This window comes from Citrobacter sp. Igbk 17, assembly GCF_028069775.1.
Lineage (GTDB): Bacteria > Pseudomonadota > Gammaproteobacteria > Enterobacterales > Enterobacteriaceae > Citrobacter.
Genome location: NZ_JANEWI010000050.1, coordinates 1 through 14842, shown reverse-complemented (window position 1 = coordinate 14842; position 14842 = coordinate 1). Strand labels below are relative to the sequence as shown.

Below are 14842 nucleotides of genomic sequence, written 5' to 3'. Positions count from 1 at the left end.
TCGGCGGGTTTTTTATTACCTAAATTCAGGAGAATGCAATGGCATTCGCAATCCCCAATGGGTCGCGTGTAAACGTGGCCAAGGCCTATCTTGCGCCGATTGTCTTCACAGCGGCATCCAATGCAACGGAATGCGAACTGACCGTTGCCTCTGCGGCTGGCATCCTCGCGGGTGATGTCGTCCAGGTCAGCTCTGGCTGGCTGAAGCTCGACAACATGGTGGTGCGCGTCAAATCAGTCACCGGTACTAAAATCGTGCTGGAAGCGTTCGATACCACCGATACCACGAAATTTCCGGCAGGTACCGGTGCGGGTACGCTGCGTAAAATCGATTCGTGGATCACCATGCCTCAGGTCATGACCTTATCTACCGAAGGTGGCGACCAGCAGACCATCAGCATCCAGTTCCTGGAGGATGATAAGGCTCGTACTATCCCGACGTTTAAAAACGCCGTGGTGCAGGTCTACACTTTCGCTCATGACCCGCAGTTGGCTATCTACAAGCGCCTGATTGAACTCGACGAGTCGAGCGATACTACGGCGGTATGGTTCCATAACCCACGCGGTAAAGCTGATCGCTACTACTCTGCCAAAGTGTCCTTCCAGAAGGTACCACGTACCGAAATCAATGCCGTAGAAAGCAACGAAGCGCGCATGAACTTCGAATCGGATATGCAGATTTACCCGATCGCTGATTCCTCCGCTGTGCCGCTGGCGTTCCTGACCGACCTGCCCCCAACACAATCTGTTGCTACTGGCGCAGCACTGGACCTGGCTGTGGTCATGCAGGGTGGTTCAGCGCCTTACACCTACGTGTGGAAGAAGGGGGGCACAGCCATTCCGGGCAAAACGGCCTCGACGTTCAACATCCCGTCTGTGGCATCCGGTGATGCTGGCTCTTACACCTGCGAAGTCACCGACGCCGCAGGCAAGACCATCACATCTGCTGCGTGCGTTGTCACTATCAGCTAACCAATGATGCCCGGTTCGCCGGGCCATTCTGAGATAACTTCATGACCAAATTCTCTCTGATCCCGAATCCTACCTTTTCCGTAACCGCCAGCATCCCGCGCGCCGGCGCTGAAGACGGCAAACTGACCTTCACCTTTCGCCATAAGACGCTCGAAGAGCTGCGCGTAATGGATGAGAAGTTGCAGAAATCAGCTGAAGGTAAAAAAGCCCCCGTCGAACCGCAGGCTGACTATCTGATGGAGATCGTCGATGGCTGGGCGCTACCGGACGAATTCAACCGCGAAAACGTGGTTGTCCTTCTGAAAAACTACCCTCGTGCGTTCGACAGCATCGGCTTGGCCTACACCAAAGAGCTGATGGGCATCCGCGAAAAAAACTGAGACAGGTCGCCGCAGCTTTGTATACGCCAGGGCCGACTCTGGCGGAGCTAAGTGCTTTTGGTTTAACGCCTGAGGACGTCGAAGAGGAGGTGAGGATACTGCCATCCATATGGGAGGCCTTCACCGTCTTCTCCGCGCTGGCTACCCAATGGCGCGTCGGCGCGAGTGGTGCGACCGGTCTTGATTACAACGTTCTCCCCTGGATTTTTGAACTACACGGGGTAAAAGATGCGGCGGCCTGCATGGCTGACCTTCAAGTCATGGAAAGCGAGGCTCTCAAAGTAATGCACAAGGAGACGAAATAATGTCTGACCAAATCGCCTCGATTACTTTGCGGGCTGATGTTTCTGAGCTGAAAACGGCCAGCAATGAACTGGATAAACTGAATGAGGCTGCTGCGGGTGCGGTAGCAGGTGCTGATGCTTTGGCTAATGCGGCGAAACGGGTAAAACCATCAGCTCAGGAAGGCGCAGAGGGAATTCGGGAGCAGCGAGAAGCACTCAAAGGTCTGCTGGATAATATCGACCCGGTAAACAAGGCACTGAACAGGCTTGATGAACAGCAGGCCGCGCTGCGTAACTTCCAGACTAAAGGCTTACTGGATACCGACGATTTCCAGTACTACAACAAAATCCTCGATGACACCCGCCTAAAGCTGACCGACACTGGCGAAGCTGCGGCGAAAGCGCAGGCAGAACTGGCAGCCACCCAGGCCTCCGAGAAACAATCCGCAGCGCTGAAAAACCTCCTGGGTTCCATCGACCCGACGATCCGGGCATTCAACTCGCTGGATGAACAGCACGCTCAGCTGGTGGCGCATTTCGAGTCAGGGCGCATCAATAGTGCTCAATTCGAGCACTTCAACACCATCCTGAACCAGACGCGTGAGCGACTCACCGGTGTGGCCGACGTGCTGCCAGAGGCACTATCCCGCCAGGAGGCAGCGGCGCGTCGTGCCGGTATCTCCGTGGGTCAGTACAGCGCCGCGATGCGCACACTTCCTGCACAGTTCACCGATATCGCCACACAGCTAGCTGGTGGGCAGTCTCCGTTCCTGATTCTGCTCCAGCAGGGCGGGCAAATTAAAGACCAGTTTGGCTCAGTACAGGGCGCGCTGTCGGGTGTTGGTGAATACATCCGCAGCATGGTCGGGATGATTAACCCAACCACGATCGCTCTGGCCGGTCTGATTGGTACGATCGGACTCTTGGCTGCCGCCGCGTACAATTCATCCGAGCAATTCGACCAGGTGGCGCGATCGGTCATCATGATGGGCGGCGCTGGCTTCGCCTCAATGCAGCAGCTAAATGAGGCTGCTGAAGAGGTGGCCGGCAAGACGAATACATCCATCAGTTCCACAGTAGATACGCTGGTTACGCTGAATGACACTGGTAAATATACCGCCAGCCAGATGAAGCAGATCGCCACGTCCATCACCCTGATGGGTAAGGCTGGCAGTGACACTAAAACGGCGATGTCCGACTTCGGCAAGATTGTCAGCGACCCGGTGAAAGGGCTGTCCAGCCTGAATGAGCAATATGGCTTTGTTGATGAAGCCATGATGAAGCACATCATCCAGTTGCGTAAGCAGAAGGGTGAAGAGGCTGCCGTAGCAGAGGCCATTCAGCTTTACGCTGATGTTATGTCCAGGCGCGCTGAAGAAACGAACAAGGCTACTGATAACATCGGCAGAGTATGGGATACGCTGAAAAAAAGCGCATCCGACAACTTCCGGGATATTGGTATTACTGTCCGTGCCTGGGGGAACCAGGTGATCGATATCTTCAACTTGGTAGAAGCGTCGATAAAAGACCTGTTTCTCAATATCACATCGTTGGATGCCAAATTCACTGGTACTGTTGCTGGGTGGGCAGAAAAGATACCTGGCGGCGGGGCATTAGCTAATTTCCTCGGTATGGACGTCGAGGCAATGAAAAAGGCCGGGGCAGAAGCAGATAAACAGATCGCCGAGAATAAAAAGCGTTACAACAAGTTGTTGGAACGTGTTTCCGCTCCTAATGCCCAGGCCAATTATGAGGCTGAAGCAAAGGGGGCAGGAGTTTCCGGGGACGGTGGTACCAGCCGCGAGTCCAGGAATGCGGTTTCGAAATTAGCCGAAGACTCAGCCAAAAAGACCAAAGAAGCGAAAGCAACACTCGATGCAGGCGATCGCACCCTTGAGAACTACCGGGCACAGGCCAGAACGTTAACGGAAACCCTCGAGACCCTGCGTCAGACTGGGGAAACGCACGCCAAAAATACTGAGTTCAGCAAACAGCAATCCCACTTTGCTGAGCTGGATGTGGCTGCCAAAACCCGGGCCCTCACCGCGCAGGAGAAATCTCTCCTGTCGAGCCGTGAAGCCATTCTGAACGCAGCCAAGGTTGTGGATCAGAAAAACAAGGAAGTAGAGGCCCAGCAGAAGATTAACAGCCTGGCAAAGCAGGCTAACAAGTACGTCACACAGATGACAGAGAAGTCCGGGGCACTCAGAAGCGGGTCTGGCTTGAGTAGCCGCATGGCTCAACGAATGACTGAGGAGGCTCAGCTACGTCAGGGATGGCTGAACGGCGGCGGAAAACTTGAAGATGCTGGCTACGAGAAAGAGCTGGCAGCGCTTCGAAGTTACTATGCCGAAGAGGATAAGCTGCGCGGTGATTGGAAGGATGGCGCCGTTAGTGGGTGGAATGAGTATCTGGAAGCAGCGACAAATACATACGACGCTGTGAAAGGTGTTGCCGGTTCAACTTTGACCGGGCTATCTGACATGCTTACCGACCTCATGATGACAGGAAAGGCATCGATAAAAGAGTTCGGCAAGTCCATGCTCAGGATGATCCTGGATGTTACCAACAGGCTTATGGTCGCATACACCTTGCAGGCGGCCATGGGGTGGATTAGTGGTGGCTCTAGCGCTTCGGCGGGTGCTGGGCAATCCTTCGCGGTTCCGTCATTTGCCCCGAACGCAAAAGGTGGGGTGTATGAGTCACAAGGCCTACATCAGTACGTAAACGGGGTATACGACTCACCTCAGTATTTTACCTTTCAGGGTGCGTCAAAGTTTGCTAAAGGCGGTGTTTTTGCAGAGGCCGGAGCAGAGGCGATCATGCCGCTGACGCGAGATTCCGCCGGGCGGCTTGGTGTTAGGGCGCAAGGTGGAGGGGGTACGCAACCGCAGGTCAACATAGACATCTATGTGGACAACAAGGGCAACGCATCATCAACCACATCTGGAGATGGGAATGCCGCCGCGAGGGCTTTAGGAAAGGAAATCGAAGCTAAAGTGACTGAGATCCTGGCGAGAGCCGCCCGCAGCGATGGGTTGCTTGGCAGGCAGTTCCAGTCAAAGTAGTAGTCTGACTCTGATCCTGAGACAGTAATATCACCCGCACCTGGTTACACCACAGCATCCCTTGGTTATTATGCTCAAAACCATACTAATCAGGGGATGATAATGAAAAAGGTCTTCACGACTGTTGTGTTAGCAATGGCTCTTTCTGCGTGTGCCGGGAATGGTTCAGGCAATAACGAACAAAAACAAGCCAAGTATGATGAGCTTTCGAAGTGTGATGTAAATATTGATAACCCCTCTCAGGCCCCAAAGAACAAAATGGAGTTTGCTGAATACCTGTCGACTCAGGCACGGAATGCGTCTGCGGATCAGTTCGTGATTCAAAAGAGGTTGGAGATCCTGCAGTTGGTTGGGTGGAGTGATTCTGTAGCCGACTCCATTGCATCGTGTGGGGCAGCAAGAAAAGATAAGCGGAAGCAAATGGCATCAGGTGCTTTCGAGTGGATGAAAGCGAGCACCATTAATGCAGATGAAAAGCGCGCGCTTGTTGAGGCGTACAGCTCTTGGGAGGCTTATGTGACAAGCCAAACGCCACTATCTAAGCAGAGTTTCGATTCTAAAGTCGGTTATTACAAAAACATGTAACTAATTACTTTTAATATAAAAGGGCGATAAAAAATCGCCCTTAAATTTGCCATTGAAATGTTATATTGCGTCCGCAAATCTAGGTAGTTTTTCCTCTTGAGGAACAACTGAAATGATATCCGCTTTCTGCTTACGAATTGCCTTTGTTTCATAGTAATGCTGAGCAGTTGCTGTTTCGATAAAATCTACATCATTTCCTGCGATCTCAAATACAGCATCTTTGATATCGCTCAATTTTACATTGAAAAACTCCTTACGCTTATTAACTAGGTTAGTGCGTTGCTCATTGAAACGCTGATGGAGCATGCTTTCCATTGCTGGGGCATCTTCACTGAAAATCATTGCATGAACATCGAATAGGAATGGGACTGATGCACTACCCAGTTCGTCGACTCGATCTTGAGGATCAAGTCGACGCGTCATTCCTATTTTAAAAACATCATCACCAAACGAACCAATATTAGAAATAACGTACACATGGCCGCGTTTAGTTTGCTGAGCCATTGAAAGAGCTTTTTGACCTTTCAACAACGCCTCTTCTAAGGCATGCTCTAGTTCGGATACCTTCGCTTGGTGCTTCTCTACTTGCTCAGCTGTCATTTGGGCTAGCTTCGATTCCATTTCTTTACGGGCTTTATCCAACGCTTTTTTGGCGCGACGTTCTTCATCTTCAGCCTCTCGAAGTGCACGATCAATTTCGGCTTGAGCTCGCTTCTCCTCAGCCATCTGAGCGCGGATTTCACGTTGTTCTTCTCTTTCTTCTTGTTTTTTTAAACGATATTCATGTGTAAGTCGAAGTTCATCTAGCTTCAAATCTAAAAAAGCACGATTGATATAAATCTGGTTAACCTCATTCATCTTATTCAAGGCATCAAATGCTTTATAAATTCTTTGCTCCATTTGATAAACGTTTTTAAATGTACAGTTTGCAATAGCTGCATCACATTCACCATTGAATGCACGTGCTGTCATCTGAATGCCGCGAGTGGTCATTTTCCGACCTTCACTTTTAGAGCCACCTACCGTCCATTCAGTAGGGCAATGTATTGCGCCAAATTCAGTTTTGTCACGTAGCAGATTTTTTTGTCGTTCGCGACATGCCTTGATCGCATCCTGAAAACTGGCCGATGTTTCAAAATCGAAGTGTGGTGCATAGAACCCCATGTCGGCAAATTCCATATCATCTTTATAGATTGATAGTGCTTCTTCCAACTCATCGTAAGTGATTTTTTTCTCACGATAGGATTTGCGCAGCTCATCAATCTGCTTCTCAATTTCTGTACGCTTGACTCTTTGTGTTTCTACAGCAGTCAGCGCTTCTGTGTTCATTCGCTTAGCTGCTAAACGAGCATCTGATAGAATATCCTCCGCACGCTGAGTTATAGATTTTGCATCTTTTTCACTGGCTGCAATAGTTTTGGCTGCCACAGCTTTTGCTTCGTCAAGGTTGTTTTGCGAATCAATAATTAACTCTTCTGCGGTTTGCTTAGCTGCATTCACGATTCGCTCAGCCTCTGTTTCAGCATTGGTGATTGTCGCGTAGCGCTCAAGTTTTGCTGCCTTTTCTGCTGCATCAGCCCTGGCTGACTTTAATTTAATAATGTTAATCACCAAAATCGTTAGAACAACTACGAAAGCTACAGCTCCAATGGCTGCATAATGCACAATATTCATTAAACTATCCCTGTGAATTGGTTAGCTATGATGGATAAAAATATCGACGGAGTGTCGCATATTTCATCATTTTATATATGTGAAGTAACTAATTCTTTTTTCAATGACGTTGTTTCAAGTCAATTTTTCATTAGCCAAATAAATAACCTAACTTTTAACCCAGCTCCGGATGGGTTTTTTATGGAGTAAAAATGGCAGTAGATACCTACAACTGGCACTCGCAGCTCGGTGCGGGTGCTGTCGAATACAGTCAAACGATACGGTCTGCGCAATTCGGTGATGGTTATGAGCAGGTAGCCGAGAACGGCATTAACTCTACCGCCATTCAGGTACCGATGAAGCATGTGGGTGCTGACTCTGAAGTGAATACTGTTCGCGACTTCCTGTTGGCGCATACCGTTAAAGCATTTGTCATCACGCCGCCTGGCGAGGAGATGGGGCTGTATCGGGTGGTGTCCGACTCTGTACGTAAAAACCAACTCAGCAGCAAATTCGCTGAGCTGACATTCACGATTAAGCGTGCCTATGGCGTCTATGCCTGAGGTGGAGCATGACAGTACTGATTGATACAGCTGCAATGCTGGTGCCGGGCGGTAGAGTCCGGCTGGTTGAAGTAGATGCTTCAGAGTTCAGCGGCGGTATTCACCGCTTCCATTATTCACCATTTCCTCATTCTCCCGCCGAGATTGATGCTGCGAACGGCGATGAGGCAAAGCTAGGACCAAAACCCATCATCTGGGATGGAAAAATCTTCGATTTCTGGCCCTTCCAGATTTACGATCTTGCACTGTCAACCGACCAGACTGCAGAACCGAAGCTGAGCATGTCTAATCTCGATGGTCATATCACTGCGCTCTGTCTGCAATTTAAAGACATGGTGAATGCGAAGGTGAGCATCATCGATACCTATGCTGTTTATCTTGATGCGGCCAACTTCCCCGGGGGCATAAACCAGACAGCAGATCCGACGATGTATACACTTCAGACTTTCTGGCTGGACATGAAAACCTCAGAGGATGATGAGGTGGTCTCCTGGACGCTGACTAGCCCGGCGGATTTGCAGAACATGGTTATTCCCACCCGACAGATCACATCACTCTGTGAGTGGTCGCTGCGCGGCCAATACCGTAGCGGAGACGGCTGCACCTACAACGGCACGGTGTATTTTGATGCGAAGGGGAATTCGGTCGCTGACCCTGCGCTCGATGTATGCGGCGGCTGTCTGAGCGATTGCCGCAAGCGCTTTGGCGCGGGGCTGGCTGAGCCAAACGCTGCTATTCTTGATTTTGGTGGGTTCCCGGCAACTGTTCTCTTCTCCCGATAACCGGACTTCAAAATGAACAAAACGATAATGAATGCCATCCGGAAGCATGCTCTGGAGGAATCGCCACGCGAGTGCTGCGGCTTTGTCATTCAGTCAGGACGGCGTCAGCGTTACTTCCCGGTACCGAATAGCCACGATAATCCGACAGAGCATTTCCGCATCGATGCTGAGCAGTGGGCGAATGCTGAAGACATCGGCACTATTATCCGCGTGATTCACTCGCACCCAGGCGATGGTGCCAGAGCTATCCCATCAGACCTTGACCGGCAGCAGTGCAACCAGTCCGGTGTGGTCTGGGGTGTCTACGCGCCAGACTGTGATGAATATGCCGAGATAACACCGGGCTCCATCCCGCTAATTGGTCGCCCATTCATCCTTGGCTCGCACGATTGCTGGGGGCTGATAATGGATTGGCATGCTACTCAGGGAGTAACGCTGACCGATTTCCGCGTCGAGTACCCCTGGTGGGAAAGCCAGTATCCGGACAACCTCTACTTCGATAACTGGGAGCAGGAAGGGTTCGTCGAGTGCGATCCTGCGCCTGGTTGCATGGTCATCATGCAGGTTGAATCCGGAAAGTGGAATCATGCGGGAATTCTCACCGAGGAAGGTGAACTGCTTCACCATCTGTATGGACAGCCCTCCTCCATTACTCCGTATGTGCGTGGCTATTTCAAAGACCGGACGATGATATGCGTCCGACATAAAAACTTACCTCAGGAGATAAAACCATGGCGCGGTTAACAACGATTCGCCTGTATGGCGCATTAGGGGCTCGATTTGGCCGGGTGCATAAAATGGCAGTACAGACGTCAGCGGAGGCGGTAAAGGCACTATGCGTGAACTTTGACGGGCTGGAAGAGTATCTCCGCAATGCACAACAGAACGGCATGACATTCGCAGTATTCCGTGGAAAGCGAAACATAGGGATAGAGGACTACAAAGAGCTTTCCGGCACGAGCGACATCCGTATTGCGCCGATTATGGAAGGCTCTAAGAAGGCGGGGGTTTTCCAGACAATTTTGGGGGCTGTAATGATAGTTGCAGGTATCGTGGTAACTGGTCTTTCGTATGGTTGGGCTTCCCCTGTAGGTGGTGCCATGATATCCGCTGGTATCGGCATGATGGCCGGAGGTATCTATCAGATGCTTTCTCCACAGCCCAAAGGGCTACAGGGACGAGATGACCCCGATAACAAACCCAGCTATGCTTTCGGTGGTTCGGTAAACACTCTTGCCATGGGTAACCCGGTAGCGGTGCTCTACGGTGAGCGCGAGATTGGCGGCGCCATCATTAGTGCCGGTATTGTTGCTGAGGACATTTAGATTTCAGCATCATAGGTCATGGTCAATCAGTAAAGTACTATGCTACTTTCTTTGGCATTTCATTAAAGGAAAAACATAGATGCCAGCCATCAAAATAATTGCAGAATGGTGCAAGCCGGAAAACGATATCATTCTCAGTTCTACCCTAGAATTTGTTGCAGCGATAGGGGCAAATGGACATATCAAACCTGAAAACCGGGTTTATGGCGTAATAACAGGATATGGACACGGTTCTCTTCCGCCAGGTGATTATTCATTTGTCAGTAAAATTGCTGACGATGAGAAATGCCTAAGAATGGACTGGGGTAGAGATTATCAGAAATATAATTCAACAATTGATGTACTTGGAAGGCAGTTACATCCAGGGGAAATCATCACCCATGTGGAAAAGCCCGGAGCCGATCATACGTACAATTACAAAATAGTCTCAATAACGTATTTTGAATAATATAACCTCAGAAAACTCCAACCCGCTTCGGCGGGTTTTTTTATGGATGCAATATGGCAACGATTACTGGTGCGAAGGGTGGTAGCCAAAAACAGCATACACCTGTAGAACAGCCGGACTCTGCGCAATCAATGGCTCGCTGCCGCATGCTTCTGGCGCTCGGGGAAGGTGAGTTTGCAGGTGGGTTGGACGCTACGCGCATATTCCTGGATGGCACACCGCTGGGCAATGCCGACGGCTCAATGAATTTTGAGAATGTATCCTGGGATTTTCGTCCTGGCACTCAGGTTCAGACACCAATCCCCGGATTCCCGGCAGTTGAAAATGAAACCAGCATTGGTGTTTCGCTGACGAAAGTCACCCCATGGACTCGAGCTATCAGCAATACCCAGATCGATGCCGTACTGGTGCGCATTGGTATTCCAGGACTTCAGCAGCAGGAAAATGATGGTGATATCGTTGGTACAACCGTGCAATACCATATTGATCTCGCCGTTGATGGTGGCGCGTATTCTACGGTGATGACCAAAACGGTTACGGAGAAGCTAAGTTCACTGTACGAGATCACCCATCGTATTAATCTGCCGAAAGCAAACACCGGCTGGCAAATCCGGGTTGTTCGCGATACTGATGACAGCACCAGCCAGATGCTTCAGAACAAAACCCAGGTGCAGGCTATCACTGAGGTGATAGACGCTCGTCTGCGTTATCCTCACACCGCGCTGCTGTATGTGTCATTTAATGCAAAAGCTTTCAGCAACATCCCGAAGATTTCGTGTAAGCCGAAAGGAAGGATAATCCGTATCCCCCAGAATTACGATCCGATTGCACGCACATACGGTGGCTCATGGGACGGTACTTTCAAATGGGGATGGACCAATAACCCTGCATGGATTTGGTTCGATGCACTGACCGAACCTCGTTTTGGTCTAGGTCGTCGTGTATCGATGGATATGCTCGACAAATGGGAGCTTTACCGTATCGCCCAGCGCTGCGATCAGAAAGTGCCAGACGGGAAGGGTGGCAGCGGGACAGAACCGCGATTTATGTTTGATGCCTATATCCAGTCACAGGCCGATGCTTGGCAGGTGATTAAGGACATCGCTGCCGGTTTCAATGGTATGACGTTCTGGGGCAACAATATGTTCAATGTTGTCTCGGATATGCCGGCAGATACCTCAAAACTCCAGATCCTCACGCGCGCCTCAGTGGTCGGGAAACCGACCTATTCCAGTGGTAGTGAGAAGAACCGCTATAGCTCAGCGTTGATTAACTTTAGCGATCCGGATAACCACTATCAGGACCGCACAACGGCAGTGATGTTTCCCGATTTGGTTAAGCAGTTCAAGTTTAAGCAGACGCAATTGACGGCCATTGGCTGTACACGTGAAAGCGAAGCACAGCGCCGAGGTGGTTGGGCAGTGTACTCCAATTCTCTGGACCGCATTATCAGTGTTCAGACCGGGCTGGATGGATTCGCATACGTTCCTGGTACTGTGTTCGCTTTTGCCGATGAACGGCTGTCTGGTCGTGTCTATGGTGGACGTATCACTGATTACAATTCAGGGTTGAAATCAGTAACTACTGATCGCGGAACAAGTGCGGTCGCTGGGGATACGCTGATGATTCGAACCAAAGGCGGCATTGTTGAGAGTCGGATCATTCAGGCGGTTAACGGTCAGCAACTGATACTGGCGATGTCGTTTACCGCTGAACCATTACCAAATGCCATTTTTGTTATCGATGCTGGTCAGCTGCGACTTCAGTATTTCCGCGTCACCAATCTGACATTTAACGATGAGGAGAACACCTATACCATCACCGGCGCAGAATACAACGGGGCGAAATATGATGCCGTTGATAACAACGCCCGGCTGGATACTCCACCGATTAGCCTGATACCGACAGGCCTGGTGGGGCAACCGATGAATATCACGATCAGCAGCTATGATTCCGTTCGTCAGGGGCAACGTATCGCCACCATGGTTGCGAGTTGGGATGCGCCAGTAGATAAAAACGGGAAACCTCAGGCAGATATCGTTGCTTACCAGGTACAGTGGAAACGCGGTAATAATGAGTGGATCAATATTCCCGAAACAGGCTTGCGCAATATAGAGGTTTCCGGGATTTTCTCAGGCGATTACCTCGTGCGAGTCCGCGCCATTAACTCCGGTGGAGCGTCCAGTTTGTGGGCCTCTTCTGTCCTGACACACCTTACTGGGCGTGCGGGGGATGTACCAAAACCCGTTGGTCTGCGTACCACTGCCATTAACTGGGGCATACAGATCGACTGGTCCTTCCCGGCAGATACAGGCGACACCCTCCAGACCGAACTGCAGTATTCAGTGAATGGTAATGGAGATAACCCTCTGTTGCTTGCCGGTGTTCCGTATCCGCAACACACATATACCCAGTTGGGCTTAAAGGCTGGCGTTGAATTCTGGTATCGGGCTCGTCTGATTGACCGCATTGGTAATCAGAGTGACTGGACGGACTGGGTTCGCGGTATGTCCAACGATAACGCCGATGATTATCTTGGTGATATCGCTGATGACTTCCTGACATCTGCTGATGGCGACCGTCTTACGGGGGATATTAATACCAACCTTGAAGGTATTCTGCAGAATGCGCTGGCCAACCATGGAACCGTTGAACATCAGTTTGCGCAGTACGGCGAGGTCCGCGCAGACATTCTGGTGGTGAAAACCACGATCGCCGATGTGAGTCAGGCTATGGCGGAAATGTCCACGCAGGTGCAGGCCCAGTTTAATGGCGTGACCGCCGCACTGGAAGATAAGCTCACCGCTGTCGTTGACGCTACCGGGGCATCTGCGATTTATACCCTCAAAACCGGTGTCCGTATTAACGGCGTGATGTATAACGCCGGGATGTCGATAGCAGTGCTGGCTGACGCGGGTAAGCCGGTAGTCACCCGTGTCGGGTTTAATGCTAATCAGTTTGTCCTGATGAGTGGTAGCGGTGATACGCAATATTCACCCTTTGCGGTGGTCAATGGTCAGGTCTTTATCAGTGATGCGTTTATCCAGTACGGAAATATAACGCTGGCAAAAATTGGTGAACTACGGTCTGCAAATTATGTACAGGGGCAAACGGGAACCATCATGAAATCAGACGGAACGTTTGAGGTTAATGGGGCTGTGGCCGGTGAGGGGGCAATGAAAATCACCAACACAACCCAGAGCGTTAAGGACGGGAATGGCGTTCTCCGTGTACAAATTGGAAAAATAACGGGAGTGTTCTGATGGTATGGGGCGTACAAACATGGAACGCGAGCGGCGTCCCTAATAACTATGGCATAAAGCCTGTTTCGGTATACGGGACGCAAGTATTAGCCAATGGGCAGAAGTCAGGTTCATGGACTGTCCCTTTGCCGCCAGGCTTAAAGTTAAATTATTACCACGTCGCAAACGCATCGGAGACGAGCTCCGGAGGGATGGGTAGTGGCAGACGCAGAGTTAGCGTGTCAGGTAATACGATAACAGTGTCCGCTGCCGGCGATACGGAGTACGCCGCCGATACATTCCAGGCAGCCCGCGCATTCCTGGTCATTACCATAGAGAAGGGGTGATATGTCATACGGGGTTTTATTAGCAACATCATCCGGTGAAGTATGGGTTAGCCCGGAAAGCATTCCTCTGGCGCTGTTTGTGAAGAAAAGCGTTACCGTTGCAACGGCGTCCACAATCACGTCAGTAACACAAAGTTATGATGTCAGTCAGCCTATAATCCCGTTTGTCTATACCACTGGCCAGGGGGCGCTATGGTCAGATATTGCCAACGGAACCTGCACGATATCATTGCGCAATGCCGCAGTCGGTACGCGGATGGACGTTTATTTCTTCTCTATATTCCCGCAGTCGTTGCCTGATTATGGTCTCGCCATCTGGGATGCATCCAGAACCTGCATTTTAACCAACGAGACCCGAACCTTATCCGACCTGGAAAAAGTAGGGGGCGTCGGAACGGCGTCAGATAACGGGATTAATACTAATATCTTAAAATCAGGCAAGTGGGGTGTTGTACCTGAGTATCTGGGGATTGCTGTCGGGGTTATTAATGACCCGTTACCGCGCCCCTGGCAGTCGAATATACGCGTCATAGCGTGCGGTGAGGGGGCGGGCACACGGATAGTTGCTTACAGTGATGGTGGCTCCTCGACAGGAGTGTCAGGGCTTGGATTTACCAACGGGCATGGGAATGTCATTATCACCAGAGTTGATATTTATGATTAATTGATCGTTTCTGACGATCAATATCATTAAAACGATCTGTTAAATCAATTATCTATTATTACATGCTGTTGTTATTTTCATTATAAATAACTCACGTTGAGTGAAAATATGAAAACTTTATTAATTATCCCTGCGGTTTTAGCCTTGTCTGCATGCTCTGGTATTCTCGAACGACAATCGCCAGTATGCACTGCAACCGCAATAGTTGGTGGTCAGAAAACGGCTGTTTCTATTTATGGTGTCCGCAAGGTTGCAAACCAGACACAATATCAGGCTGGCTACCCGTTTAACTGGAAATGGGTCAGTAAGACTAATTTCACACGTACCACATGTCAGTAATCAAATTATGAATATCGAACCCTGCTCCGGCAGGGTTTTTTATTATCTAAATTCAGGAAAAATCTATGTCAGCAGGAACACTCACCCTGACGAATAACTCTGCCCAGGTATCAGGGGCAGGGACTTCATTTACTACCGAACTCGCGGTAGGCGATTTTGTTGTTGCTACTGTAGGCGGCATCTCGTATACG

The 14842-nt window shown here is 50.3% G+C and carries 14 protein-coding genes and 1 pseudogene; 14 read left to right on the top strand and 1 reads right to left on the bottom strand.

The window, feature by feature from the left end; all coding sequences use genetic code 11:
- Window positions 1-38: 38 nt before the first annotated feature.
- From NNO08_RS21045 to NNO08_RS21025, 5 genes are all read left to right on the top strand, one after another.
- Window positions 39-971: a phage tail tube protein gene (locus NNO08_RS21045; RefSeq protein ID WP_271440834.1), complete on the top strand. Its 933-nt coding sequence runs from the start codon at window positions 39-41 to the stop codon at window positions 969-971.
- 41 nt (window positions 972-1012) lie between these two features.
- A complete protein-coding gene (locus tag NNO08_RS21040; protein WP_271440833.1) occupies window positions 1013-1351 on the top strand; it encodes a phage tail assembly chaperone in 339 nt (112 codons plus the stop codon).
- Between the two features lie 17 nt (window positions 1352-1368).
- A complete protein-coding gene (locus NNO08_RS21035; protein WP_136391998.1) occupies window positions 1369-1656 on the top strand; it encodes a DUF1799 domain-containing protein in 288 nt (95 codons plus the stop codon).
- Window positions 1656-4703 (top strand): phage tail tape measure protein, encoded by a 3048-nt coding sequence (locus NNO08_RS21030; RefSeq protein ID WP_271440832.1) that lies wholly within the window; start codon window positions 1656-1658, stop codon window positions 4701-4703. The genes NNO08_RS21035 and NNO08_RS21030 overlap by 1 nt, the downstream gene beginning before the upstream one ends.
- 102 nt (window positions 4704-4805) lie before the next feature.
- On the top strand, window positions 4806-5288 hold the full coding sequence (locus tag NNO08_RS21025; protein ID WP_271440831.1) for a hypothetical protein: 483 nt from the start codon (window positions 4806-4808) through the stop codon (window positions 5286-5288).
- 60 nt (window positions 5289-5348) lie between these two features.
- On the opposite strand, the gene NNO08_RS21020 is transcribed toward NNO08_RS21025, so the two are convergent.
- Complete coding sequence (locus tag NNO08_RS21020) at window positions 5349-6962, bottom strand: DUF4041 domain-containing protein (RefSeq protein WP_271440830.1); 1614 nt, start codon at window positions 6960-6962, stop codon at window positions 5349-5351.
- A 191-nt stretch (window positions 6963-7153) separates the two neighbouring features.
- Between NNO08_RS21020 and NNO08_RS21015 the strand changes: the two genes are divergently transcribed.
- From NNO08_RS21015 to NNO08_RS20975, 9 genes and pseudogenes are all read left to right on the top strand, one after another.
- Entirely contained in the window at window positions 7154-7504 is a 351-nt protein-coding gene (locus tag NNO08_RS21015; RefSeq protein ID WP_271440829.1) for a phage tail protein, read from the top strand.
- Between the two features lie 8 nt (window positions 7505-7512).
- The gene (locus NNO08_RS21010; protein WP_271440828.1) at window positions 7513-8286 is read left to right on the top strand and encodes a phage minor tail protein L; all 774 of its coding nucleotides are present in this window, start codon (window positions 7513-7515) and stop codon (window positions 8284-8286) included.
- A 12-nt stretch (window positions 8287-8298) separates the two neighbouring features.
- Window positions 8299-9030, top strand: a complete 732-nt coding sequence (locus NNO08_RS21005) for a C40 family peptidase (RefSeq protein WP_271440827.1) — start codon at window positions 8299-8301, stop codon at window positions 9028-9030.
- A complete protein-coding gene (locus tag NNO08_RS21000; protein ID WP_271440826.1) occupies window positions 9018-9611 on the top strand; it encodes a tail assembly protein in 594 nt (197 codons plus the stop codon). The genes NNO08_RS21005 and NNO08_RS21000 overlap by 13 nt, the downstream gene beginning before the upstream one ends.
- Window positions 9612-9690: 79 nt before the next feature.
- A complete protein-coding gene (locus tag NNO08_RS20995; protein WP_271440825.1) occupies window positions 9691-10059 on the top strand; it encodes a hypothetical protein in 369 nt (122 codons plus the stop codon).
- A 53-nt stretch (window positions 10060-10112) separates the two neighbouring features.
- Window positions 10113-13322, top strand: a complete 3210-nt coding sequence (locus NNO08_RS20990) for a host specificity protein J (protein WP_271440824.1) — start codon at window positions 10113-10115, stop codon at window positions 13320-13322.
- 327 nt (window positions 13323-13649) lie between these two features.
- Window positions 13650-14312: a hypothetical protein gene (locus NNO08_RS20985; RefSeq protein WP_271440823.1), complete on the top strand. Its 663-nt coding sequence runs from the start codon at window positions 13650-13652 to the stop codon at window positions 14310-14312.
- Between the two features lie 108 nt (window positions 14313-14420).
- The gene (gene cor / locus NNO08_RS20980; protein WP_271440822.1) at window positions 14421-14651 is read left to right on the top strand and encodes a phage exclusion lipoprotein Cor; all 231 of its coding nucleotides are present in this window, start codon (window positions 14421-14423) and stop codon (window positions 14649-14651) included.
- Window positions 14652-14716: 65 nt separating this feature from the next.
- Window positions 14717-14842, top strand: a pseudogene (locus tag NNO08_RS20975) (tail fiber domain-containing protein); the annotation flags it as partial.

What these genes read in the sequence shown, in the direction of transcription:
- NNO08_RS21045 (WP_271440834.1), top strand. Translation starts at nt 39, where the DNA reads ATGGCATTCGCAATCCCCAATGGGTCGCGTGTAAACGTGGCCAAGGCC.
- NNO08_RS21040 (WP_271440833.1), top strand. Translation starts at nt 1,013, where the DNA reads ATGACCAAATTCTCTCTGATCCCGAATCCTACCTTTTCCGTAACCGCC.
- NNO08_RS21030 (WP_271440832.1), top strand. Translation starts at nt 1,656, where the DNA reads ATGTCTGACCAAATCGCCTCGATTACTTTGCGGGCTGATGTTTCTGAG.
- NNO08_RS21025 (WP_271440831.1), top strand. Translation starts at nt 4,806, where the DNA reads ATGAAAAAGGTCTTCACGACTGTTGTGTTAGCAATGGCTCTTTCTGCG.
- NNO08_RS21020 (WP_271440830.1), bottom strand. Translation starts at nt 6,962, where the DNA reads ATGAATATTGTGCATTATGCAGCCATTGGAGCTGTAGCTTTCGTAGTT.
- NNO08_RS21015 (WP_271440829.1), top strand. Translation starts at nt 7,154, where the DNA reads ATGGCAGTAGATACCTACAACTGGCACTCGCAGCTCGGTGCGGGTGCT.
- NNO08_RS21010 (WP_271440828.1), top strand. Translation starts at nt 7,513, where the DNA reads ATGACAGTACTGATTGATACAGCTGCAATGCTGGTGCCGGGCGGTAGA.
- NNO08_RS21005 (WP_271440827.1), top strand. Translation starts at nt 8,299, where the DNA reads ATGAACAAAACGATAATGAATGCCATCCGGAAGCATGCTCTGGAGGAA.
- NNO08_RS21000 (WP_271440826.1), top strand. Translation starts at nt 9,018, where the DNA reads ATGGCGCGGTTAACAACGATTCGCCTGTATGGCGCATTAGGGGCTCGA.
- NNO08_RS20995 (WP_271440825.1), top strand. Translation starts at nt 9,691, where the DNA reads ATGCCAGCCATCAAAATAATTGCAGAATGGTGCAAGCCGGAAAACGAT.
- NNO08_RS20990 (WP_271440824.1), top strand. Translation starts at nt 10,113, where the DNA reads ATGGCAACGATTACTGGTGCGAAGGGTGGTAGCCAAAAACAGCATACA.
- NNO08_RS20985 (WP_271440823.1), top strand. Translation starts at nt 13,650, where the DNA reads ATGTCATACGGGGTTTTATTAGCAACATCATCCGGTGAAGTATGGGTT.
- cor (WP_271440822.1), top strand. Translation starts at nt 14,421, where the DNA reads ATGAAAACTTTATTAATTATCCCTGCGGTTTTAGCCTTGTCTGCATGC.